Origin of the sequence: Blautia glucerasea (genome assembly GCF_020537505.1) — a bacterium.
GTDB lineage: Bacteria > Bacillota > Clostridia > Lachnospirales > Lachnospiraceae > Blautia_A.
The window spans coordinates 152,876-177,508 of the sequence record NZ_JAJBMO010000006.1 but is presented as its reverse complement, the minus strand read 5'-3'; the positions used below and the strand labels follow the sequence as shown (position 1 = coordinate 177,508).

The following is a 24,633-nucleotide window of genomic DNA, read 5'->3' as shown; positions in this document are numbered from 1 at the left end:
GGCAAATGCTGATAAACACTGGCTTTGGCTGGTTTGAATATGCAAAAATAAAGATTAATGAGAAGATTTCTCAACAAGCAAAAAAGTACTGGAAATTCCAGAGAACCTGATATATAATGCGAGAAATCGAAAGACAACTAATAACAAAAAACATTTTACTATAAGGAGAGATTTAATCATGGCAAGTTTTAAATGGGACAAAACAGGACTTTTTGCAGCAGGTGTTTTATTCGGAACTGCTGGTATCAAGCTGCTTTCAAGCAAAGATGCAAAGAAGGTTTACACAGAGTGCACAGCTGCTGTTTTAAGAGCTAAGGATTGTGTAATGAAGACTGTAACAACTGTTCAGGAGAACGCAGGTGACATCTATGCAGATGCACAGCAGATCAACGAAGACAGAAAAGCAGCTGAGGAGCCATTTGAGGATGAAGCAGCTGAGGGCGAGACAGAGTTCAAAGAGACAGAAGAGACTGAGACAGAGGCTGAAGCTGAGTAATCTGTCCGACTCCCGAACATAGTGCAAAACAGTGTCTTGGAATAGACAGAATGCATTGTACTGGATTTTGTGAATAAAAGATACTGTATTTTGTAACTGTAAAACAGATGCATACTGGGGACTGCCGTATATCACGACAGTCCTCTTAATTGTTACTGTGAACGTAGTGAACAGTGACTCTTGCTTTGAAAAGTAGGTGACTAAATTGAAATTTACAATAAAGCATGAAAAGAAAGGACGTATCAGAGTCCACCTTTTTCAGAAATACATGAACTTTCTCCAGGCTGATACACTTCAGTATTACCTGGAAAATCTGGATGGAGTAAAGAAAGCCCAGGTATTCAACCGTACCTGTGATGCTCTTATTTATTATACAGGCGAAAGGGCAGAGCTCCTGAAACAGATCCAGGCATTTGGCTACAGCCGCGTCAGCGTACCGGCTCAGGTGTTGGAGAACTCTGGAAGGGAATTAAATGAGACATACAAGGAGAAGCTGGTAAATAAGATTATTTTCCATTATGGACGTAAGCTTCTTTTGCCATATCCGTGGTCTGCAATTTATACTACTGCAATGTCAGTGAAGTATATCTGGCTGGGCGTTAAGACATTATGGAAGCGTAAGATCGAGGTCCCGGTTCTGGATGCAACTGCAATTGGTGTTTCTATTTTCAGAGGAGATTTCTCCACAGCTGGTTCTGTTATGTTTCTGCTTGGAATCGGAGAACTGCTTGAGGAGTGGACACACAAGAAATCCGTGGACGATCTGGCACGTACCATGTCCCTGAACACAGGCAAGGTATGGTTGCGCAGCGAGGGCACAGAGGTGCTGGTTGACGCAGACAAGATTCAGACTGGAGACATGGTTGTGGTACATATGGGAAATGTGATCCCATTCGACGGTGCGATCACGGAAGGCGAGGCTATGGTAAACCAGGCTTCCCTGACTGGTGAATCCGTTCCGGTAAGAAAGGTAGTAGGAAATTCTGTATACGCAGGTACTGTGGTAGAAGAAGGCGAGGCTGTTATCACAGTAAAAGCAGTTGGAGGCTCCAGCCGCTATGAGAAGATTGCAGCCATGATCGAGGACACCGAGAAGCTGAAATCCGGTCTTGAGAGCAAGGCTGAGCATCTGGCTGACAGACTGGTCCCATATACACTTGGCGGTACAGCGCTTACTTATCTGCTTACCCGAAATGTGACCAAGGCTATTTCTGTACTGATGGTTGACTTTTCCTGTGCATTGAAGCTGGCTATGCCGGTTTCCGTACTTTCCGCTATCCGTGAGGCAGGAGAATATAAGATCACAGTTAAGGGCGGCAAATTCCTGGAGGCAATTGCTGATGCCGATACCATTGTATTTGACAAGACTGGTACTCTCACAAAAGCAGAGCCTACTGTAGCAAAGGTGGTACCATTTAATGGAATGAGTGAAGATGAGCTTCTCAGGATCGCAGCCTGCCTGGAGGAGCATTTCCCACACTCTATGGCGAAAGCCGTTGTAGATGCAGCCAAGGCGAAAAAGCTGGATCATGAGGAAATGCATTCTAAGGTACAGTACATTGTAGCTCACGGTATTTCCACAACCATCAAGGAGAAAAAGGTTATTATCGGAAGCTCCCACTTTGTATTTGAAGATGAGAAATGCACCATTCCGGAAGGCATGGAGGAGCAGTTTAAGAATCTGCCAAATGAATATTCCCATTTGTATCTTGCTATTGAGGGCAGCCTCTCTGCAGTTATCTGTATTGAGGATCCGCTCCGTGAGGAAGCTCCTACAGTTGTAAAAGCACTGAAAAAAGCTGGTTTCAGCAAGGTGGTTATGATGACTGGTGACAGTGAGCGTACTGCTAAGGCTGTTGCAGCCAGGGTTGGTGTTGACGAATATTATTCTGAGGTCCTTCCTGAGGATAAAGCAAGCTTCGTAGAGAAAGAGAAAGCGAAAGGCCGTAAAGTGGTTATGCTTGGCGACGGAATCAACGATTCTCCTGCCCTTTCCGCAGCTGACGCAGGTATTGCAGTAAGTGAAGGCGCTGAGATCGCAAGAGAGATCGCAGACATCACCATCGGCGCTGACAATCTGGATGGTATTGTAGTTCTGAAGAACATCAGTGATGCGCTGATGAAGCGTATCCACAGTAACTACAGAACCATCGTAGGCTTTAACACAGGCCTGATCCTGCTTGGTGTTGCAGGCATCCTGCAGCCAACTACATCCGCACTGCTTCACAATACTTCTACGCTGCTGATCGGTATGAACAGCATGAAGAATCTGGTGAATACAGTGGAAATTTAGCCCTATAATTAGAGAGCTAATGAGACAGTTTTTCATTAACTCTCTTTTTTTTGTTTGGGACTTGACAGCAATAAAGAATTAGGGTAAACTAACATTATAAAAGTTAGCATTAGCTAACTAAAGCGTAAATAAATAACAATACATATGATCAGAGTTCTTTGCATAAGATAAATGTAAAGAACTGCGGCAACTAAAACATATTTCAGAAGTGCAAATGTTACGGTTCGCAGTAATTTGCAAACTTCTAATTTTTTTAATGAAAGGTTAGAACAAACTAACAAAAATGAGAAAAGAAAAACCAAATTAGGAATGGGGAGCTTTTTTCATTAGCTTTCAGGAAATCCGGAAAGGACAGTTCACATGAGTATTGTAATCATCGGCGGTAACGAAAGAATGGTGTGTCAGTACACCGACATTTGTAAAAACTATGGGTACAAAGCGAAAGTTTTTCCAAAAGAGAACGGCGCCATCCGTAAGAAAATCGGATGCCCGGATCTGATGGTGCTTTTCACCAATACAGTGTCCCATAAAATGGTCATCAGTGCTTCCCAGGAAGCTAAGAAAAATAACATCCCGGTAGCCCGTATCCATACCAGCAGCGCAAGTGCTTTAAAGTGCGCACTGGATGAGCATGCAGTGATGGCTTAAAATTGTAAGTCATGCTTGCAAAATTTTGAATGTAACTGAGGCGTGTTTGAAAAGGCTTTCTGCTGATTGTGGGAATGATTTTTAACAGGCTTTTGTGTAAGGAGATTATTATGATTGAGAAATGTCTCATTGAGCACTGTGCTCCCACACTTGCTTCATTAAAAGCAGCCAATCTATTTAATGGCTGTTGCGGTGAGGGAGAAAACATTGATCTTCAGCTTGAACTCTGGAATCAGATGATGAATCCAAAAGGTGTGAAGCTGATGGTACTTCGCAGCTGCAAAAACCGTTCCCTGGTGTATGTATATCGGGAAAAACAGCTGGCCAGGAATCTGAACCGTCCCGGAGTTGCCCGGTTCCTGGAAAAATATGGATACGAAAATACAGAACCAGAACCGTGTCTGGCGCTTCTGAAAAAACGCTTCGAAGCATCAGAAGACTTTCCACATGAGATTGGGATTTTTCTTGATTACCCGCTTGGGGATGTAATTGGTTTTATCCAGAACGGCGGACAGAATTATAAATGTTCCGGCTGCTGGAAAGTATATTGTAATGAATGTGAAGCATTGAAAATGTTTCAGAAGTACCATAAATGCCGGGAGGTATACCGCAATTTATGGGCAAAAGGCAGGAGTGTTCTGCAGCTGACAGTGGCTGCTTAACATACATAAAGAGTCAGATGTGGGGAAATAAATACAAGAACGTTTCCGAAGGCTGACAACAAAATTAATAAGAAGAAAGAGGTAGAATGAAGTTATGAGTAAAGTAGCAGTTGTATATTGGAGCGGAACCGGTAATACAGAGGCAATGGCAAATAAAGTAGCAGAAGGTGCAAAAGCTGCAGGAGCTGAGGTAGAAGTGATCAGCGCTGACGATTTCGACGGAACAGATATCAGCAGTTTTGACGGTGTGGCTTTCGGATGCCCTGCAATGGGAGATGAGGAGCTTGAGGATACCGTATTCCAGCCAGTATTTGAGGCATGTGAGCCAAAGCTTGCAGGTAGGAAAGTAGCTCTTTTCGGTTCCTACGGATGGGGAGATGGCGACTGGATGCGCAGTTGGGAAGAGAAATGCCAGAACGACGGCGTAGCGCTTGCGGCTGACAGCGTAATCTGCAACGAAGAGCCAGATGATGAGGCTCAGACAGCCTGCATCGAGCTTGGAAAGGCTATTTGCTGATCAACTGTTTTTTGAAAAAACGGAATAAAGGGTATTATAACAATAATGATATTTACAGCCGATATTGGTGCGAATAAACGTACTGATAGCGGCTGTTTTTTGATATATTTGAATTGGAAGAATGGAATTGTACTGTTGGAGCGATATTTTGAATAACCGGATTTACTAAATAAATTGACCGGAATTTTGTCAGGGAGTATAATTGTGCCAGAGAATTAAGACAGTAAAAATCCCCGTAAAAGCCAAATTTCCCCCCTCTGTTCAAAGACTTTCAGATAAGGTAAGATGAAGATAGCAAAGTGGGAGATTATCCAGAGCGTGCTCCAGAAATTATTCCCGCAATCTGTATACATATTTTACAGTTTGTCTTTTGTGGGCACACGCTAAAAATATCGGGTAAAGGAGAAAAAAGAAATGGCAGTTACAGAGAAAAAATATCAGCTTGGAACAGCTGAGAACCAGGAATTCCTGCAGGGCGTAAGAGATGGGTTATTAAGCTTCGGACATCAGTTTCCGTCACCAGGAGGAAGCTCCTATTATCTTGGAGATGACGGTACTCCATGGAAGGACCGCAACCGTGAGACCTGGATCACAAGCCGTATGACACATGTGTACAGCATTGGTTCCATGCTGGGACATGAAGGCAGCGAGGCGTTGGCAGATGCAGCTTTGAAGGGACTTCGGGTTGAGCTTCACGATGACAAGAATGGCGGCTGGTATGCTGGCCTTACTAAGGACAATGAGATCGTTCCAACCAAGCAGTGCTATGCCCATGCCTTTGTAATTTTGGCGGCTTCTTCCGGCGTGCTGGCTGGCAGGGAAGGGGCAGAAGAGCTGTTGAAAGATGCCCTTGCACTCTATGATCTGCGCTTCTGGAATGAGGAAGAGGGACTTTCCTGCGATACCTGGAATACAGAATTTACGATGCTTGATCCTTACCGTGGACTGAATGCCAATATGCACACGGTTGAGGCATTTCTGGCAGCTGCGGATGTGACAGGGGAGGAGAAATACCGTGTACGCGCAGGCAGAATTATCGACCATGTCCTGGTATGGGCGAAGGATAATAACTGGCGTATTCCAGAGCATTTTTCCAGTGACTGGGTACCGGATCTGGAGTGCAACAAAGACCGTCCGGACGACCAGTTTAAGCCATATGGAGCAACTCCTGGACATGGAATTGAATGGGCAAGACTGATCACACAGTGGGCGCTTTCTACTTATAAAGAAGACAAGACTGGTGCAGCACCGTATATGGAAGCAGCTGAGAACCTGTACAATCGTGCTGTTTCCGACGCATGGAACGCAGACGGTGCTCCTGGAATCTGCTACACTACAGACTGGAATGGCAAGCCGGTGGTTCACGATAGAATGCACTGGACTCTTGCAGAAGCGATCAATACCTCCGCTGTACTGTCCCATGTAACGGACAATGAGAAATACGCAGCAGATTATGCAGAGTTTATGGAATATCTGGATGAGAAGGTTCTGGATCATGTAAACGGTTCCTGGTTCCATCAGCTGGATCGGGAGAACAACCTTCTGGAAACTGTATGGCCTGGCAAATCTGACATTTACCATGCGCTGCAGGCGACACTGATCCCGTATTATAATCCAGGTTTGTCTATTGCGGTGGCTGTGAAGAAGCAGGCGAGATAGTTACTCACATTCTTTGAAGTGTGCTTCTATTAACGAATCCCAAAGAACTTCTCCACTGGGGTGACACCTGCGTAATCGACTACGCCGATCCTGCGGACGGATTGATGGCACTTCTGTTGGTAATTGCCATTGATGCAGCGAACTGCAGTGCGTATTTTGTCTCGTTATGTATATTTTACATTAAGAATGTCTCTTCCGATATTCCCCAGGTGTCATCCCATACGCCTTCTTAAACGTCCGCATAAAATGCTCACACTATGTTTGGTGTGAGGCGGAATAATACAGATATCTCCCGTATGCAAAGTATGGGAAATCCCCTGAATCTCCGTGTGCGTAGTTCCATCATAAACACAAAGGATCTCAAAGAACTCATGCTCGTGTACATAGACCGGAGAATAACGGTAATGCTTGCACAGCATAATATTTCCATTAAAATCCCGGAACAAGTCGCTTTCTTCCAGGTATGGAAACCAGGCCTCCTTGCGAAGGGCAGGCACATACAGCCTGTGACTGGTGATCAGTTCCCGGTCCAGCCCCTGGCAGTATTCCATAAACGTTTCCGGGTGTTCTTTTTCTGCAAAATACAGATCCCGGTAAAAAATCTCGTCTGTCTCGTAAGAATGTATGTAATTCTGAAATTCGCTTCTGGTTAATTTCATAATACAATCCTCTAGGTATTATCGATAAAGTTTCCTATAGATAAGCTGAGTATACCTTGTATCATTTTACTTGGTTTCCGTATTGTTATGATCATCTTTGGCGTGATTTGGAAATTCCAGGAATGAACATCCATAGAAATCCTCTTTGCGGAATGAACTTCGAGTACTATTCCGAGGATCCATATGTGGCAGGAACCATTGCGGCTGCCATGACAGGGGGCGTGCAGTCTAACTACGGCTGTGGAACCACCATCAAGCATTTTGCCTGCAACAACCAGGAAGACAACCGTATGGGTTCTGACAGTATTGTTTCTGAGAGAACCATCCGTGAGCTTTATCTGAAAGGCTTTGAGATTGCAGTAAAGGAATCCCAGCCACTGTCCATTATGACCAGCTACAATCTGATAGATGGTGTCCATGCAGCCAATAACCATGATCTTTGTACAGATGTAGCAAGAAATGAGTGGGGATTTAAAGGCATGATCATGACCGACTGGACCACCACCGAACGCGATGACAGCTGTACTGCTTTTGGCTGCATGCGCGCTGGAAATGACCTGGTAATGCCAGGCTGCTTCGGTGATCATGACAATATGAAAAAAGAGCTGGCAGAGGGAACCTTGAAGCTGGAGGATTTAAAGGCTTGTATTGCAAGACCTGTGAGTGTGATCTGGAAATCGAACCAGTACGAAGAAAGTAAATAAAGCGTTATAAATATAGTGAAAGCCTCGGAATTTTCCGGGGCTTTCACGGTAAACTTCATTCATCCCACCCATCATACAATCGGATGTTAACCTGGATATTTCTGACTACATCTTCATCTTCTAAGTCCATATCGTCCGGATCTGTGATGGGAGGGAGCTCTGGGACTTCTTCAGAGAGCTCTACGGAGATCCAGTCCAATGCGGCGGCGTTAGCGTTTTCAATGGCCTCGTCTAAGGTGTCGCCCTCGCCGAAGCAGCCTTCCAGATCAGGGAAAGTTCCCCTATAACGACCGTCTTCTGTTTTCTTAAAAACTGCAGGATATATAAATTTCATGATAAACCTCCCGAAAATAAAAATAACATATTGAAAATTAATTTCAATTATAAGCGTTTGGGCATGTAAATACAAGATAAGAAAAAACTTGTATTTAAGAAAATACGAAACTCAAAAAGAAAAGCATACCTTCTACGAACCACGTGGGCGTTAATGGACAGGGCGCAAGCAGTACCGCAGGGTAACAGAGCGCTTAGAGAATCCAAGAAACAGGATTGCCAAATATAGGGGAAAATGATATTCTTACAACAAGAGACTGATTAGCTGGTCCGGGTCTGAAAGAAAATGGCGCGACTTTACAGAAATATATCTGCTGGAGGTGAAATCTTGGAATTTCAGCACGAATTGATCATACCAAATGAAGGGCTTCCCTTCAAAATATTTTTATTCGAAGGCGGACACGGCAATTACGAAAGAGAGAAGCACTGGCATACCTCAATCGAGATTTTTGCAGTGCTAAAAGGCAGACTGACCTTTTACCTCAATGAAGAAGAGTACCCCCTGGAGGCAGGCGGACTGATCATTATTAATTCCAATGAGATCCACTCCATTCACGCCCCGGGGAAAAATGAGACCGTGGTTCTGCAGATCCCGCTGAAACAGTTCGAGAAATATTTTACCGCTCAGCGCTTTATCCGCTTTACCAGCGCGGCCCGAGTGGCAAGGGACAAAAAGTCCAAAGCTCCAGATAACCGGAAGCTTGCTTTTTTCATAGAAGAGCTTTACGAGGTGTACCGTGCCCGTGAGGAAGGCTGGGAGTACAGGACTATGGCACTGTATTACAACATTTTGTACCTGATGGTAAGAGATTACCGCGAGACAGAGGCAGCCCAGGAGGAAATCCAGGACAGCCGCCGCCTGGATGCTTTGTCAAAAATTACCACTTACATGCGTGAACATTATACAGAAGAACTAAAACTTTCTGAGATGGCAAATTTATTTGGCTATTCAGACGCTTATTTGTCGCGAATGTTCAAAAAGTATGCAAAAATCAATTTTAAGGCTTATTTACAGGAAATTCGCATGTCCTATGCCTGCCGGGAATTGACAAACACGGAAAAAACAGTGAGCCAGATTGCTTTGGATAACGGTTTTGCCAGCAGCAGAGCCTTTTCTAGAGAGTTTCAGAAGAAATATGGCAGACTTCCAAGCGAAGTGAGACAAAAATTTAACACAGCACAAAAAGAGGAAAATGTCAAAAAAGTGCTATAGATAAGACAAGAAAACCGTCGTAAAGCATACCAGAATATGGTATGCTTTTTTCATGCAAAAAGAATTGTGCAGAACATGCGCAAAAGGAGGTTAATCGTGAAGATTCAGAAAGTAACAGATCCGGCATTCCGCAAATACGGACAAGTGCTGGAGGGATACGACTTTACAGGCCTTATCAAAGAGATGAAGCATACGCCGGTTCCGGAGGACGTGATCTACGTTCCATCTGTGGAGGAACTGGAGGCACTGGATGTTATGAAAGACCTGCAGAACAAGGGATACGGCGGACTGCCGGTTCAGATCGGATACTGCAATGGTCATAACAAGAAGCTGAATGCAGTGGAGTATCACCGTAACTCCGAGATCAATGTAGCGGTTACAGACCTTGTCCTTCTTATTGGACATCAGCAGGACATTGAGCCGGATCATACCTATGACACATCCAGAATCGAGGCATTCCTTGTACCGGCTGGAACCGGAATCGAGGTTTATGCTACCACACTTCACTATGCACCATGCCATGTAAATGAGGGCGGTTTCCAGTGTGTTGTTGTACTTCCTAAGGGAACCAACACAGACCTTACCTTCCAGACTGGGAAGACTGGAGAGGACAGCCTGATGACAGCTAAGAATAAATGGCTGATCGCACATGAGGATGCGAAGATCGAAGGCGCATTCAATGGCCTGAAGGGTGAGAATATTACAATCGACTGATACACAACAGATTTTCACAATCTGTGGGTTGCATGATTCAATAATTAGAATATTAAAATATGGAGGAATACATATTATGAATAATATACCAGTAGTAAAACTTGGATTAATCGCAGTAAGCCGTGACTGTTTCCCGATTCAGCTTTCCGAGAAGAGACGTGCAGCTATCATGGACGCTTATAAAGGTGAGCTTTATGAATGTCCAGTAACTGTTGAGAATGAGAAAGACATGGAGAAGGCACTCGAGGATGTAAACAAAGCTGAGTGTAATGCACTTGTTGTTTTCCTTGGAAACTTCGGACCAGAGACTCCAGAGACTCTGATCGCTGAGAGATTTGACGGACCATGCATGTATGTATCCGCAGCAGAGGGTGATGGCGATATGATCAACGGACGTGGTGATGCTTACTGCGGTATGCTGAACTGCTCCTACAACTTGAAAATGCGTCATCTGAAAGCTTATATTCCGGAATATCCGGTTGGAACAGCTGATGACATCGCAAAGATGATCGCTGACTTCGTACCAGTTGCACGTGCCGTTATCGGTGTTCGTAACCTGAAGATCATTACCTTTGGACCGCGTCCACAGGACTTCTTCGCTTGTAATGCCCCGATCAAAGGACTCTATGAGCTGGGCGTTGAGATCGAAGAGAACTCTGAGCTTGACCTTCTGGTTGCTTACAAAGAGCATGAGAACGATCCTCGTATCCCAGAGGTTTGCGCAGATATGGCGAAAGAAATGGGCGAGGGCAGATATTATGCTGACCTTAGCGAGAGAATGGCACAGTTCGAGCTTACTCTTCTTGACTGGGCAGAGGCTCACAAGGGTGCTAGAAAATACGTTGCATTTGCTGATAAATGCTGGCCGGCATTCCCGTCACAGTTTGGATTTGAGCCATGCTATGTAAACAGCCGTCTTGCTTCCAGAGGAATCCCGGTATCCTGTGAGGTTGATATCTACGGAGCACTCAGCGAGTACATCGGACTTTGCATTTCCAATGACGCTGTTACACTGCTTGACATCAACAACTCTGTTCCGCAGTACATTTACGATGAGGACATCAAGGGCAAATATGATTACAAGCTTACAGATACATTCATGGGCTTCCATTGTGGAAATACTCCGGCTTGCAAGATGTGCGATTCCAGAGCTGTTAAATATCAGCTGATCCAGCACAGACTTCTTGAGCCAGCAGGATCTGAGCCAGACTTCACAAGAGGAACTCTTGAGGGAGATATCGCTGCTTCTGATATTACATTCTATCGTCTGCAGTGCAACTCCGAGGGAGAGCTTGTTTCCTATGTTGCAGAAGGTGAAGTTCTTGATGTACCTACAAGATCCTTCGGTGGTATCGGTATCTTCGCAATCAAAGAGATGGGAAGATTCTACCGTCACGTACTGATCGAGGGCAACTTCCCGCATCACGGCGCAGTTATGTTTGGACATTATGGAAAAGCATTCTATGAAGTAGTGAAATTCCTTGGACTTGATGTTAAGAAGATCGGTTACAACCAGCCAGCTGGTGTAAGATATCCTACAGAGAATCCATGGGGCTGATACCTGGGCATGGCCCACGGGCTGCTCGCAGGATGAAATGACTTGAATAGAAATTTATAGGCGTATATAGAAACGGCCGTACCACTTTATGCGGTACGGCTGTTTTTAGATAGCTGCAAACTCTTACAGAATTTTTGCTATCGCAGAGCGCCGCACATATGACGTTAAGGAGGATAAAAATGTATTTTATCGGTGTTGATCTTGGTACTTCCGCAGTAAAACTTCTTCTTATGGAAGAATCCGGAAAAATCTGTAATATCGTATCAAAAGAATATCCATTATTTTTTCCGCATCCGGGCTGGTCTGAGCAGAATCCGGAAGACTGGTACACCCAGAGTATGGCTGGAATGAAAGAACTGACAGAGGGTATTGACCGCTCCCAGGTTGCGGGAATCAGCTTTGGCGGACAGATGCATGGTCTGGTAACCTTAGACGATCAGGATCAGGTAATCCGTCCTGCAATCCTTTGGAACGATGGGCGTACTTCTGAGGAGACTGATTATCTGAACAATGTGATCGGCAAAGACAAACTTTCCCAGTATACTGCAAACATTGCATTTGCCGGCTTTACTGCTCCGAAGATCCTGTGGATGAAGAAAAATGAGCCGGAGAAATTTGCAAAAGTTGTGAAGATCATGCTTCCCAAGGATTACCTGGCTTATCGTTTAAGCGGTTCCTTCTGCACAGATGTATCTGACGCTTCCGGTATGCTTCTTCTGGATGTAAAAAATCGCTGCTGGTCTAAAGAAATGATGGAGATCTGCGGGGTGAAAGAAGAGCAGCTTCCGAAGGTTTATGAGAGCTGGGAGGTTGTTGGAACACTGAAGCCAGAGGTTGCTAAAGAGCTTGGCTTCTCTGAGAATGTAAAGGTTATCGCTGGTGCTGGAGACAATGCGGCAGCAGCTGTTGGTACTGGAACTGTTGGTGACGGACAGTGCAATATTTCCCTGGGTACTTCTGGAACTGTGTTCATTTCCAGCAAGAATTTTGGCGTAGATGAGCACAATGCCCTTCATTCTTTCTGTCATGCAGATGGAAGCTATCATCTGATGGGATGTATGCTCAGCGCTGCTTCCTGTAATAAATGGTGGGCTGAGGAAATCCTTGGAACAAAAGATTTTGCAGCAGAGCAGGCTCCAATCCAGAAGCTTGGTGAGAATCACGTATTTTTCCTGCCATACCTGATGGGCGAGCGTTCCCCACACAATGATCCAGATGCAAGAGGCGTATTCTTCGGCATGTCCATGGACACTTCAAGAGCAGATATGACTCAGGCTGTCCTGGAAGGTGTTGCTTTTGCTCTTCGTGATTCCCTGGAGGTTGCCAAGAGCCTTGGAATTAAGATCGAGCGTACCAAGATCTGCGGCGGCGGTGCTAAGAGCCCACTGTGGAAGCAGATCATTGCAAATGTTATGAACATTAAAGTTGACGTTCTGGAAGTGGAAGAGGGACCATCACTTGGCGGTGCTATGCTGGCTGCTGTTGGATGTGGCGTTTATCCGGATGTTGAGACTGCTGGCAGGAAGCTTGCCAAGGTAGTGGATACGGTAGAGCCTACACCGGAGCTGGCTGCGAAATATGAGGAGAGATACCAGAAATTCAAAGAACTGTATCCGGTTATGAAGCCATTATTTAAGAATTTATAAGAAGTGTTTTTAGTGAGGAATTAATAAAATGGTGATTGTGTTAGTTGTGAAAAAAATAACATAATCACCATTTTTATATATTTTAGATATTTAAAATATATTTCCCCAGAACTTCTGCAACCCCATCCTCATTATTGGTGCGTGCAGTAATATAATCTGCGCATTCTTTCACTCCCTCCGGCGCATTCGCCATGGCAGCGCCAAGTGCTGCATGCTGGATCATGGACAGGTCGTTGAAGCCGTCGCCGATAGCGATGGTTTGATCGGGGGTGAAGCCGTAGAGTTCCCCGATCCGGTCAATAGCAGCGGCTTTTGACACTTGGCTGTTGAAGAATTCCAGATAAAAGGGCTTGGAGGTACAGAAGGTGACATTGTGAAAAGGAGCTGTATTTTGCAGCTCTTTTTCTATTTGCTGAATTTTTAAGGTATCGTCATACCATAGAATTTTCGTAATTCCCTGCGCCAGAAGCTGGCCTGTAGATGGCATGAGAAGAGGCGTTACCTTGGTTGGCTGGCTGTATTCCTGAATACGGTCGTTGAGCTTGTTCCCATATAATTTATTATCCGACCAGATACACATGGTAGTATCATAGTTCAGTCCTGCTTCCAGGATTAGACGGGCATCGTCAGCTTCCAGCTCCTGTTTATACAGAACACGTCCGTCAGCAGAATCCAGGATCATAGCCCCGTTATAGGTGATCACTGGTCCCTGGATCCCCAGCTGTTTCTGATAACGCTCCACTCCCTGAATAGGGCGCCCTGTGCAGATGGAGAAAATCAATCCCTGTGAAACTGCGCGCCGGATAATTTCTACCGTGTATGGCGTAATTTCATTTTCATCATTTAATAAAGTGCCGTCCATATCGGCGGCTGCGAATTTGTAATTCATAATGCCTCCCTGAAATATAGAAAGTTGGGTATGGTAAATTAGCTGTCTTGTTTTATTTTATTGTATTATAAGCTAAATACAGCGCCTCAATCAATCATTTTGAACTGGTTACTGTTCACTTTGTGAACAGTAATTTGAACTGTTTTTTGTGCAAAGATTTTTAGCCCGGAATGTTGACGAATAAGGATAATCCGAGTATCTTATTGTTTATACTGCTAAAAAAAGAATTAATCTGAAAAAAGGTGAACCACATGAGCGAAGAGAACCGATATATGAACCAGATCCTGGAGGTGAGGCATCAGTCTCCGGAGAAAGAGCGGGATCTGTGTCTGAAACTGCTGGAAATGAATGAAACAGAATACGCAAGAGCATTTGCACATACATATCTGGCAGATGCTTTTCATTCTATGGGAATGCTTGACAAGGCCATGGATGAATACCATGCAGCTATGGACCTGATGGGGAAAAAAGAATACGACAAGCTGTTCTTGACTTTATATAATCTGGCAGGGGTTATTTATATTGGTCAGGATGATGAGCAGGGTGCCCTGGATTGCTTTTTTAAGGAAATTGAGATTGCGGAGCAAATGGAAGACTATATGATGTGTTCGGCTGCTATTGCCAATATTGCGTACGTATACCGGAAAGCTGGCGCTTATGGGAAATCAGAGGCAACCTTGAAACGGGCATTTGAGATGGCGCAGAATGCCAGTGAAAATGAGTCCAATGTAGCATTCGGTGAGGAATTTTACAACATGTTCCGGGCAGGTCTGGAATTGGAAAAAGGGAAGCCGGACAAAGCCCTTGAATATCTGGGGTCCCTGGATAAGCTGAAAGAAGATCACCTTAATGTTCCGCTTCTCTATGCATCCTGTTATGCGCAGAAAGGCATGAAAGAGGAAGCTATGGCAGGACTGGGGAAAATCTGGGAGCAGGTTGAGGATATTCAGAACCGGTTTGAAAGACTTTCTCACTATTTTGATATTCTGGATATACTGATGGCGTTAAAAAAATATGAGGATGCAGCAAGATTTACGGCGAAAACAGAGAGATTGCTTGTCGGAATGGAATGTGCCGGGAAATGGACCAGACTGATGGAGTACGAGATTCAGATTTACACAGAGTTAGGGGAAGAAGAACCGCTGGAACGTGCTTATGAGCTGTTTTTCCAGTATGATATGAAATTTAAAGAAATTTCCAAACAGTCTGCTGTGAAAAGATTGAAAAAGAGAATCGAGCTTCAGAAAGAAGCAGACAGACGGACCAGCATGGAAGAGTGGCAGAACGTACTATTTAAAAGAAACGAATATGATGAACTTACCGGAGTGCTGAATCGCCGGGGAATCCGTAAATACATGAACAAAGCTTTTGCAGCTGCAAGGGAGCAGAAACAGAAATTTGCGGTTTTGTTTGTGGACGTGGACTTTTTCAAAGAGTTTAATGACACTTACGGACATGTGGCAGGAGATGAGTGTCTGAAAAAAATTGCCCATATTTTGAAGCATGCAGTGGCGGATAAAGGAATGGCAGGGCGATATGGTGGAGATGAATTTTTACTGACCATTACTGGCATACAAACTATTTCTATAATGGAAGTGGCAATGGAAATTAAGAAGTCGCTGACGAAGGTTGCTATACCCAATAAGAATTCGGCAGTTTCAGACGAGGTAACTGTTACCATTGGCGGTGTGAATTCTGTTCCAGAGGAAAAGATGGATTTTCCCTGTTATATTGAAGCAGCAGACAGGATGCTTTACAGTTTGAAAAAAAGTTCCAAAAATGGCTTTGCGATCAACGAATCTGTGCAGGGAGATGAAAAATGAGTATAGATTTTGAGAAAAAATGCAAAAAAGTAATGAAATACCGTTTTTCAGATCCCCAGCGGGCTTACGATATCTGTTGCGAAATTCTGGAAAATGGACTGAAAACAGAGGATAGCTATCAGATTGCGTATGCCCGGCTCTACATGGGAGACACGTTGTTTACTCTTGGAAAATTTAAAGAAGCCATTGACAATATGATGATAGCCGAGAAAATTCAGAAGAAGAATGGATACGAAAACCTTTTAGAGAAGAATTATAACATTACTGGTATTATTTATGTAAACCAGGGAGACGGATTGCTGGGATTGGATTATTATTTTAAGGCTTTAAAGCTTGCGCGGAAATGTAAGGATGCAGTTATGCAAGGGATGATTTACAACAACATTGGAGTACTCCTTCACCGTGTCGGGGATTATGGAGACGCTGCTTATTATTGCAGCAAGGGATACGAAATTTCCCAGAAGCAAGGAAAGAAAGAACAGAAAAAGATGTACAATAAGAAGCAGTATTTTGTGAATCTTGCTATTGGCTGTCAGGGAGAAAAGAAATATGATCAGGCCAGAAAATATCTTGAACTGGCAGAAGCTGAGTACGACAGTGAACCAAGCACATATTTTTCCGCAGTAGAGATTAACAGGCTCGTAGATTCTGTGAGTGTCTATGCTGAAACAGGAGAACGGGAAAAAGCCATTGAAGAAGCGAATAAAATTTTGTCACTTTCCGGGGAATGCTATGAAGAAGTGGAGGCTTTTAATCATTTTATTGGTTTGATACACGAACTTCTAAGCCTGGAATACTATGTAGGAGCGGAGCATATTTTGACCGAGCTTCAGCGTGTTTATGGGAAAAGTGAGGTCGTAAAAAGAAGCTTCAGACTTTGCGAATCCTGGATTGAATACTATAAGGCAACTGGAGAAAAAGAGAAGCTTAAGAAATATTATCAGCAGTATTATGAGTTGAAAAAGAAATCTCAAAAAGAAGAGAATACGCTGATCGTGCGAGCTATAGATAACCGCTATAAGCTGGAATATGAGCGCATGACCAATGAGCAGCTCTCTGCGAATACCAGGAAGCTGATGAATACCAGTGAGATTGATGAGCTTACCGGGATCAGCAATCGTTATGGTTTAAAAAAGCGCTTTACGAAGCTGTGTGAAATTGCCTGCTTCCAGAAAGCCCGGATCTGTCTGTGCCTTTTTGATATTGACGAGTTTAAGATTTATAATGATGAGTATGGTCATCTGAAAGGTGATGACTGTCTGAAAAGGATTTCCGGGATCCTTCAGGATATAGCTGGAACAGAATATTTTGCAAGCCGCTACGGTGGTGATGAATTCGTGATCCTTGGAATTGACAAGTCAGATGAGGAACTGCAAAAGTTTGTGGAAAAATTGTTCCAGGAGATAAACAGAGCTAAGATGCCGTTTTTAAGACACCAGGAGTCTGATACCGTGACCATTTCCATGGGTGTGGTAAACAAGGTTGTGGAAAAAGATTATAGCCTGACTGATTTTATCCATAGTGCGGACAAAAATCTGTATAAGGCAAAGAATGGCGGTAAGAACCAGTATGTGCTGGAATAGCCTGCTGTTTTTTGTTGAATGGTTATATGTGGCTGCTGCATAGCATGGATTATGCGGCGGCCATTGTCTGCTTCTGTGAAGATTCACATGGATTTCGGGAAAAGATGCTTTGATTTCAGCAATTAGGAGAATTGTTTTTTGGTCTGTAAAATGATAAAATGATGGGGTGCTGTAAATGGAAATCCCGGGCAGAAGAAACGCCCGGATAAGTTGATTTTCCATTGACATAAACGAAAAATAGAAAAATGACGAGGTGTAAAGCTATGCAGGAAATGAAGCCAGTTAAAGAAGGCAAAGTACGCGAGATTTACGACAATGGAGACAGCCTGATCATGGTTGCTACAGACCGTATCAGCTGTTTTGACGTGATCCTGAACAACGAAGTGACTAAGAAGGGCACTGTCCTTACACAGATGTCCAAGTTCTGGTTCGATATGACCCAGGACATCCTGCCGAACCACATGATTTCTGTTGATGTAAAAGATATGCCAGAGTTTTTCCAGCAGGACAAATTCGACGGAAACAGCATGATGTGCCGCAAGCTGGACATGATTCCGGTAGAGTGTATCGTTCGAGGATACATTACAGGAAGTGGCTGGGCTAGCTACCAGAAGAATGGTACTGTCTGCGGAATTACTCTTCCAGAAGGACTGAAAGAGTCTGATAAGCTGCCGGAACCTATTTACACACCTTCTACCAAGGCTGAGATCGGTGATCATGATGAGAATATTTCTTTTGAGCAGAGCGTTGCCCATCTTGAGAAATACTATCCGGGACATGGTCAGGAATATGCCGGGAAGATCCGTGATTACACCATCGCATTATATAAAAAGTGTGCAGAATATGCACTGAGCAAGGGTATTATTATTGCAGATACCAAGTTTGAGTTTGGTCTGGATGAGAATGGAAATATTGTGCTTGGTGATGAGATGCTCACACCGGACAGCTCCAGATTCTGGCCGGCAGATGGCTATGAGCCAGGACATGGCCAGCCATCCTTTGACAAGCAGTTCGCCCGCGACTGGCTGAAAGCCAATCCGGACAACAACTGGACACTTCCACAGGAAATCGTGGACAAGACCATTGATAAATATCTCCAGGCATATGAGATGCTTACCGGAGAGAAGCTGAAATAAGGAATATACATAACACTGCCAGGGAATCTGTCCCTGGCAGTTGTTTGTTGCGTAAAAATGCCCGGGAGTTAAAAACTCCCGGGCATTGATTTTCATGAGCAACAAACCAAAATTCATGATCGCACGAAAACTTGGTGACTGCGGTGAAAATTAGAACAGTCCTGTGATCTTACCAGTTTCGTCTACGTCGATCTTCTCAGCTGCCGGAACTTTCGGGAGACCTGGCATGGTCATGATCTCGCCGGTGAGAGCTACGATGAAGCCTGCACCTGCGGAAATCTTCAGGTTACGAACGGTTACTTCGAAGTCTGTCGGAGCACCAAGCTTGGTCTGGTCATCGGTTAAGCTGTACTGTGTTTTTGCAACACAGATCGGGCAATTGCCAAATCCAAGAGCTTCAAGCTGTTTGGCCTGCTTCTGGGCATTGGCTGTGAGAACGACTCTCTTACCACCGTAAATCTTCTGAACGATCTGGTTCAGTTTATCTTCAATGGAGCCCTCAAGCTCATAGGAATAGGTGAAGTCATTTGGCTCTTCTACAAGACGGATCACTTCTTCCGCTAACTTCTTGCCGCCTTCGCCGCCTTTTGCCCATACTTCAGAAAGAGCAACGTTAACGCCAAGTTCTTTACATTTCGCTTCAACCAGGTCAAGCTCTGCCTTGGTATCGGTTGGGAATGCGTTGATGGCAACCACACATGGAAGCTTGTAAACGTTCTTGATGTTGCTTACATGCTTCAGCAGGTTCGGAAGACCCTTCTCAAGAGCCTCAAGGTTCTCATTGTTCAGATCTGCTTTGGCAACGCCGCCATTGTATTTCAGTGCACGGACGGTAGCAACGATAACAACTGCGTTTGGTTTCAGGCCAGCCATACGGCACTTGATATCAAGGAATTTTTCAGCACCAAGGTCTGCACCGAATCCAGCCTCTGTGATGGTATAATCAGCAAGCTTCAAAGCCATCTTAGTAGCAGTTACGGAGTTGCATCCGTGAGCGATGTTTGCGAATGGTCCGCCGTGAACGATTGCAGGTACATGCTCCAGGGTCTGAACCAGATTCGGTTTCAGAGCATCTTTCAGAAGGGCTGTCATAGCACCTTCTGCGTGGAGGTCACCAGCGGTAACTGGCTTCTGCTCTGAAGGCTTGCCATATGTATAACCAATGATCATTCTGGAAAGTCTCTTCTTCAGGTCTGTGATGTCACTTGCAAGACAGAGAACTGCCATGATTTCAGAAGCAACGGTGATGTCATATCCATCTTCACGAGGCATACCGTTTGTTCTTCCGCCAAGACCATCTACTACGTTACGAAGCTGACGGTCATTCATATCTACGCATCTTCTCCATGTAATCTTACGTGGGTCGATGTTCAGTGCGTTGCCCTGGAAAATATGGTTGTCGATCATAGCTGCAAGAAGGTTGTTGGCTGCGCCGATTGCGTGGAAGTCACCGGTGAAGTGAAGGTTGATGTCTTCCATTGGAACAACCTGTGCATATCCGCCGCCTGCTGCGCCGCCCTTAACACCAAATACCGGTCCAAGGGATGGCTCACGAAGAGCTACCATAACGTTCTTGCCCATCTGCTGCATAGCATCTGCAAGACCAACAGTAGTCGTTGTTTTTCCTTCTCCGGCTGGAGTCGGGTTGATAGCGGTAACCAGAATCAGTTTGCCATCTTCTTTGTCTGTCTCTTTTAACAGATTATAGTCAATTTTTGCTTTATATTTACCGTACTGCTCAAGGTATTTGTCATCAATACCTGCTTTCGCCGCAATCTCAGTAATTGGTTTCATTTCGCATTCCTGTGCGATTTCGATGTCACTTTTAAACCCCATAATAAAAGCTCCTTTCGTTGTGTAAGATTAAATGGCTTCCAAACCTTCCGGTAAAAAAAGGGCAGTATCTGATGATTCAAATACTGCCCAGACGGTCGGCTCCTGAGTTGCTGTGGATTTAGCCACCAGCAACGATCTTGATCTGCTTCCGAAGTCCCTGTGGTTAACTCCACGATCCGTCAGTATTCAGAAGCTTTTCAATTGATGTGCTTATTGTATCATTAAAAAAACATTATGTCAATAAATTAACAGACGGAATTATTGTCAAAAAAATCATTGATTATTTGTGAAAATTAACAAATGCTTTTGGCACAAAGAAAATCTGTCTGAATGGTAAAAAACGATCCTTTCTTTTAGACTCTCTTAAGGAAGGATTCATAAAAATTTTATGACTTGGATAGTTGCGTAAGGGTGAAAGTGTTGTTAGAATAGAAAATGCTTAGGTAACTATTCAGAAGGCGGTATTCCGTGAAGCGTGTAACTGTGATGGTACTGAATAGCTGCATGCTTAGATAAAATATTTTGAAACAGATAATAATTCTTGGGCTTATATAAGAAAGGTTGAATAATTGAATGAACAGAACAGAATTTCTGGATACATTGAGAAACCAGTTGTCCGGACAGATGCATGAGGGCAAAGTGGCAGCGCATGTGCGTTACTATGAAGATTATATCCAGTCACAGGTGCGCAGTGGACGGGACGAGCAGCAGGTTCTTGCGGAGCTTGGAGATCCCAGGCTGATTGCCAGGACTTTGCTGGATACAGATGTGGATAATGGACAGTTGGATTATGAAGAGTACAGCACGTATTCAGATGATTCCCAGAACGCCCAGGGTATGGGAAAGGAGCATGTGCACGTATGGCGTTTTGATACCTGGTACAGTAAGCTGCTGGGCGTGGTGCTCCTGCTGATCGTGGTATTTTTGCTGTTTCATATCCTGGTGGCAGTGATTCCGTTTTTTGCGGTACTTGCAGTGATCCTGTTTGTTGTGTCACTGATCAAGAATCGGAATTAAAGCTAAGAAAAAAGATTGGATACGCTCTGGAGCGTGGACATTATAGAATACATTTTAGAGAGTGTCTGAAAAATCATTCCCACAAATTGTGACGCACATCTTGCAGAAAGTCTTTTTCAGATACGCGCTAGGAAAGGTTTTTAAATGAGTAGTATAACAATAGAAGAACTAAAGAAGTTACCAGCGGATTCCTATCAGATCATTGATGTCCGCGATGAGATTGAGATTTCCCACGGTGCCATCAAAGGCGCAGTAGCCTGCAAACCCGAGGAGATAAAAGAGAACCCGGAAGTAGATAAGACGAAGAAGCTGGTGATCTGCTGCAGCAGGGGAATCAACAGTAAAGAAATTGCGGAAAATCTTGAAGAAGAGGGACTTGACGCAGTAAGCCTGGAGAAGGGCTATATTGCCTGGCTTATGGATGCCATGAAGAGTTCCCAGGACGAAGATTTTGCGAAAAATGTGGAGATCAGCCTTCGAAAGAAATTTAAGAAAAAAATCTGGTCCAAGTTCACCAAGGCGATCAATACCTATGAGCTTGTGAAGCCTGGAGACAGGATTGCAGTCTGTATTTCAGGCGGTAAGGATTCCATGCTGATGGCAAAGTGCTTTCAGGAATTGAAGCTTCACAATAAGTTTGATTTCGAAGTGAAGTTTCTGGTTATGGATCCAGGGTATAGTCCGGCCAACCGTCAGGTGATCGAGGAAAATGCCAGAAGGCTGAATATTCCCATCCAAATTTTTGAGTCTGATATTTTTGAGTCCGTATTTAATGTAGAGAAGTCACCTTGTTATCTTTGTGCAAGAATGCGCCGCGGCCATCTCTATGCGTTTGCAAAGGAAATGGGCTGCAACAAGATTGCCCTGGGACATCATTATGATGATGTGATCGAGACCATTCTTATGGGAATGCTTTACGGCGCCCAGGTGCAGACTATGATGCCAAAGCTTCACAGCACTAACTTTGAAGGGATGGAGCTGATCCGCCCGCTGTATCTGGTTCGTGAGGACGATATTAAGGCATGGCGTGATTATAATGATCTGCATTTTATACAGTGTGCATGTAAGTTTACAGACACCTGCACCACCTGTAACAATGAGAACCGCTCCAAACGTGTGGAAATCAAGGAATTGATCCGTGACCTGAAAAAGGTAAACCCGTTTGTGGAGGGAAATATTTTCAAGAGTGTGGAGAATGTAAATATTGATACTGTTGTGGGATATAAGCAGTATGGAGTGAGACATTCCTTCCTGGAAAATTATGACCGGGAGGAGAGCGCTTTTCCAGAAAAAAAGGAAAGTCCTGCGGATTCCACGGAAGAATAAAGGTTATTGGCCAGGATGTGAGCGGTAAGTAATAAAGAGAAAGATGAGCCAGGGTCTGTGTGTTACAGAAGACCTTGGCTCATTGTGGTTATCCTATTTTTCCCAGAATCCATACACAGAGTATTATGATGAGAATGGCAATGAAGATTCCAGCCATCCCTTTTGCCATGATTTCCAGAGCGATAATAATATTGGATGTATTCATAGATAAGAGCCTCCTGTTTATATAATGTGTGAAATACTGATCAGGGTTGTGGAAATCCTTATAAAAATTTCGTCACCAGGTTAATAACCATGCCACCTGCGATCACAGAGGCAATCTGCCCGGACACGTTGGCGCCGGCGGCCTGCATGAGAATCACGTTTGTAGGATCTTCCTCCATGGCCATTTTCTGAACTACACGCGAGGACATTGGAAATGCAGAAATTCCGGCACCGCCGATCATTGGATTAATCTTCTTTTTTAGGAAAAGGTTTAGGAATTTTGCCAGCAGAACACCACCAATGGTGTCCATTACAAAGGCGAAAAGTCCAATCACCAGGATCAGTAAGGTTTCTTTTGTTACGAACTGATCTGCCCGCATGCTGAAGGAGATGGTGATCCCGAGAAGCAGGGTGATCAGGTTCGCCAGAATATTCTGGGCAGTGTCAGACATGGTGCCAAGGACACCGCATTCACGGATCAGGTTGCCGAACATGAGAAATCCCACCAGGGCAACAGATTGTGGAGCCACCAGGCCAACGATGACAGTTACTACAATGGGAAAGGCAATCCGCATGGTTTTGGAAACGGATTTTGGATTGTATTCCATATGGATGCAGCGTTCTTTCTTCGTAGTTACAAGCCGGATGGCGAAAGGCTGCACAATGGGAACAAGCGCCATGTAGGAATAGGCGGCCACGGCGATGGCACCGATGTATCTGGAATTCAGGATCTGGGATACCAGAATGGAGGTTGGCCCATCTGCTGCGCCGATAATTCCGATAGAAGCCGCATCCTTTAAGTCAAAACCAAGGACTGTGGCCAACAAAATTGCAGCGAAGATCCCGAACTGGGCACCTGCTCCAAACAGGAACAGGGAAGGCTTGGAAAGCAGCGGCCCGAAGTCGATCATGGCGCCGATTCCGATAAAGAGTAAAATGGGCATTACTTCGGATGCTTCAATTCCTACATGAAACAGCCATTCGATCACGCCGTTCGCCTGGATTCCACCTGCCAGAGTCTGGTTCAGAACTCCGGAGAAGGGCAGGTTCACAAGGATTGCGCCAAAGCCCATTGGCAGAAGCAGGGCTGGTTCGAAGCCCTTTTTGATCGCCAGCCAGATCAGGGCGATTCCCACCGCGAACATTACGATTTGCTGCCAGGTCAGTGCTAAGATTCCATCTGTTAAAAATTCCATTTTGTTTTCCTCCTTTTGAGTTTATATATATAAAAAAAAGACTTTTATTACAACAATGCATACCAAAAATATGCAGCTATTGTAATAAAAGTCTTGCCATTTCAATTCTCTGCGGGTGACAGCATATGAAAGCTGTCTGCCGTTCTGACGCATGAAAATCCATATTCAGAAAATGCTGTGTCCTTAAAAACAGCGTATCTGATATGCCAGCTACTCCCTTTTATTGAAGTGTGCCTATAAGCTATATTTTGTTGATGTTATTATAATTCGGCAGAAGTGGGGATGTCAACCCTGAACTATAAAAAGTTTTTTGGCAAATGCACATGAAAGGCTGCCAGTGAACGGGAACCATGAAATGGACTATTCTTTCTATTTAGGCAATTGAAAATATAGGGAAAGGACAGAGGGAAGCTATGATTCCGAATGGTATCTGCTTGTAAAAAGTTCCGTATAGGTATATGATAAAACTTAACTATAGAATTAACATTTGTGCATACAAGCAAAAAAATAAAAGGAGTTAC

The 24,633-nt window shown here is 44.3% G+C and carries 21 protein-coding genes and 2 pseudogenes; 17 read left to right on the top strand and 6 right to left on the bottom strand.

The window, feature by feature from the left end; all coding sequences use genetic code 11:
- Window positions 1-178 precede the first annotated feature (178 nt).
- From LIQ05_RS07480 to LIQ05_RS07455, 6 genes are all read left to right on the top strand, one after another.
- On the top strand, window positions 179-496 hold the full coding sequence (locus LIQ05_RS07480) for a DUF6110 family protein (protein ID WP_226819721.1): 318 nt from the start codon (window positions 179-181) through the stop codon (window positions 494-496).
- A gap of 205 nt (window positions 497-701) precedes the next feature.
- Window positions 702-2,789, top strand: a complete 2,088-nt coding sequence (locus tag LIQ05_RS07475; protein ID WP_226819720.1) for a heavy metal translocating P-type ATPase — start codon at window positions 702-704, stop codon at window positions 2,787-2,789.
- A 360-nt stretch (window positions 2,790-3,149) separates the two neighbouring features.
- On the top strand, window positions 3,150-3,437 hold the full coding sequence (locus LIQ05_RS07470) for a DUF2325 domain-containing protein (protein ID WP_226819719.1): 288 nt from the start codon (window positions 3,150-3,152) through the stop codon (window positions 3,435-3,437).
- 110 nt (window positions 3,438-3,547) lie between these two features.
- A complete protein-coding gene (locus tag LIQ05_RS07465; protein WP_226819718.1) occupies window positions 3,548-4,099 on the top strand; it encodes a DUF3793 family protein in 552 nt (183 codons plus the stop codon).
- A gap of 94 nt (window positions 4,100-4,193) precedes the next feature.
- Entirely contained in the window at window positions 4,194-4,616 is a 423-nt protein-coding gene (locus LIQ05_RS07460) for a flavodoxin (protein ID WP_226819717.1), read from the top strand.
- Between the two features lie 414 nt (window positions 4,617-5,030).
- Window positions 5,031-6,275 (top strand): AGE family epimerase/isomerase, encoded by a 1,245-nt coding sequence (locus tag LIQ05_RS07455; RefSeq protein WP_226819716.1) that lies wholly within the window; start codon window positions 5,031-5,033, stop codon window positions 6,273-6,275.
- Window positions 6,276-6,455: 180 nt separating this feature from the next.
- On the opposite strand, the gene LIQ05_RS20585 is transcribed toward LIQ05_RS07455, so the two are convergent.
- Together LIQ05_RS20585 and LIQ05_RS20580 are read right to left on the bottom strand one after the other, a co-directional pair.
- Complete coding sequence (locus LIQ05_RS20585) at window positions 6,456-6,518, bottom strand: hypothetical protein (RefSeq protein ID WP_226819748.1); 63 nt, start codon at window positions 6,516-6,518, stop codon at window positions 6,456-6,458.
- A gap of 20 nt (window positions 6,519-6,538) precedes the next feature.
- Window positions 6,539-6,694 (bottom strand): annotated as a pseudogene (locus LIQ05_RS20580) (AraC family ligand binding domain-containing protein); the annotation flags it as partial.
- A 356-nt stretch (window positions 6,695-7,050) separates the two neighbouring features.
- On the opposite strand from LIQ05_RS20580, the pseudogene LIQ05_RS07440 reads away from it, so the two are divergent.
- A pseudogene (locus LIQ05_RS07440) lies at window positions 7,051-7,638 on the top strand (glycoside hydrolase family 3 protein); the annotation flags it as partial.
- Between the two features lie 55 nt (window positions 7,639-7,693).
- Here the strand turns inward: LIQ05_RS07440 and LIQ05_RS07435 are convergent.
- The gene (locus LIQ05_RS07435; protein WP_226819715.1) at window positions 7,694-7,972 is read right to left on the bottom strand and encodes a type II toxin-antitoxin system HicB family antitoxin; all 279 of its coding nucleotides are present in this window, start codon (window positions 7,970-7,972) and stop codon (window positions 7,694-7,696) included.
- A gap of 327 nt (window positions 7,973-8,299) precedes the next feature.
- On the opposite strand from LIQ05_RS07435, the gene LIQ05_RS07430 reads away from it, so the two are divergent.
- From LIQ05_RS07430 to xylB, 4 genes are all read left to right on the top strand, one after another.
- Window positions 8,300-9,184, top strand: a complete 885-nt coding sequence (locus tag LIQ05_RS07430; protein WP_226819714.1) for an AraC family transcriptional regulator — start codon at window positions 8,300-8,302, stop codon at window positions 9,182-9,184.
- 96 nt (window positions 9,185-9,280) lie between these two features.
- Window positions 9,281-9,898: a DUF4867 family protein gene (locus tag LIQ05_RS07425; protein ID WP_226819713.1), complete on the top strand. Its 618-nt coding sequence runs from the start codon at window positions 9,281-9,283 to the stop codon at window positions 9,896-9,898.
- A gap of 76 nt (window positions 9,899-9,974) precedes the next feature.
- Complete coding sequence (locus LIQ05_RS07420) at window positions 9,975-11,456, top strand: L-fucose/L-arabinose isomerase family protein (protein ID WP_226819712.1); 1,482 nt, start codon at window positions 9,975-9,977, stop codon at window positions 11,454-11,456.
- 179 nt (window positions 11,457-11,635) lie between these two features.
- On the top strand, window positions 11,636-13,102 hold the full coding sequence (xylB, locus tag LIQ05_RS07415) for a xylulokinase (RefSeq protein ID WP_226819711.1): 1,467 nt from the start codon (window positions 11,636-11,638) through the stop codon (window positions 13,100-13,102).
- Window positions 13,103-13,184: 82 nt separating this feature from the next.
- Here the strand turns inward: xylB and LIQ05_RS07410 are convergent, their stop codons facing one another.
- Window positions 13,185-13,991, bottom strand: coding sequence for a Cof-type HAD-IIB family hydrolase (locus LIQ05_RS07410; protein WP_226819710.1), 807 nt, complete (start codon window positions 13,989-13,991; stop codon window positions 13,185-13,187).
- Window positions 13,992-14,242: 251 nt separating this feature from the next.
- Between LIQ05_RS07410 and LIQ05_RS07405 the strand changes: the two genes are divergently transcribed.
- From LIQ05_RS07405 to LIQ05_RS07395, 3 genes are all read left to right on the top strand, one after another.
- Complete coding sequence (locus tag LIQ05_RS07405; RefSeq protein WP_226819709.1) at window positions 14,243-15,814, top strand: diguanylate cyclase; 1,572 nt, start codon at window positions 14,243-14,245, stop codon at window positions 15,812-15,814.
- Window positions 15,811-17,397 carry a GGDEF domain-containing protein gene (locus LIQ05_RS07400; protein ID WP_226819708.1) on the top strand — a complete coding sequence of 529 codons (1,587 nt, stop codon included), beginning with the start codon at window positions 15,811-15,813 and terminating at the stop codon, window positions 17,395-17,397. The genes LIQ05_RS07405 and LIQ05_RS07400 overlap by 4 nt, the downstream gene beginning before the upstream one ends.
- 263 nt (window positions 17,398-17,660) lie before the next feature.
- Window positions 17,661-18,533 carry a phosphoribosylaminoimidazolesuccinocarboxamide synthase gene (locus tag LIQ05_RS07395; protein ID WP_226819707.1) on the top strand — a complete coding sequence of 291 codons (873 nt, stop codon included), beginning with the start codon at window positions 17,661-17,663 and terminating at the stop codon, window positions 18,531-18,533.
- Window positions 18,534-18,683: 150 nt separating this feature from the next.
- Here the strand turns inward: LIQ05_RS07395 and LIQ05_RS07390 are convergent, their stop codons facing one another.
- Complete coding sequence (locus LIQ05_RS07390) at window positions 18,684-20,369, bottom strand: formate--tetrahydrofolate ligase (protein ID WP_226819706.1); 1,686 nt, start codon at window positions 20,367-20,369, stop codon at window positions 18,684-18,686.
- Window positions 20,370-20,942: 573 nt separating this feature from the next.
- Between LIQ05_RS07390 and LIQ05_RS07385 the strand changes: the two genes are divergently transcribed.
- From LIQ05_RS07385 to LIQ05_RS07380, 3 genes are all read left to right on the top strand, one after another.
- Window positions 20,943-21,386, top strand: a complete 444-nt coding sequence (locus tag LIQ05_RS07385) for a DUF1700 domain-containing protein (RefSeq protein WP_226819705.1) — start codon at window positions 20,943-20,945, stop codon at window positions 21,384-21,386.
- A 72-nt stretch (window positions 21,387-21,458) separates the two neighbouring features.
- Complete coding sequence (locus tag LIQ05_RS20575) at window positions 21,459-21,530, top strand: DUF6783 domain-containing protein (protein ID WP_416385984.1); 72 nt, start codon at window positions 21,459-21,461, stop codon at window positions 21,528-21,530.
- A complete protein-coding gene (locus tag LIQ05_RS07380) occupies window positions 21,531-22,712 on the top strand; it encodes an ATP-binding protein (RefSeq protein ID WP_226819704.1) in 1,182 nt (393 codons plus the stop codon).
- A gap of 263 nt (window positions 22,713-22,975) precedes the next feature.
- On the opposite strand, the gene LIQ05_RS07375 is transcribed toward LIQ05_RS07380, so the two are convergent.
- On the bottom strand, window positions 22,976-24,112 hold the full coding sequence (locus tag LIQ05_RS07375; protein WP_226819703.1) for a sodium ion-translocating decarboxylase subunit beta: 1,137 nt from the start codon (window positions 24,110-24,112) through the stop codon (window positions 22,976-22,978).
- Between the last annotated feature and the right edge of the window lie 521 nt (window positions 24,113-24,633).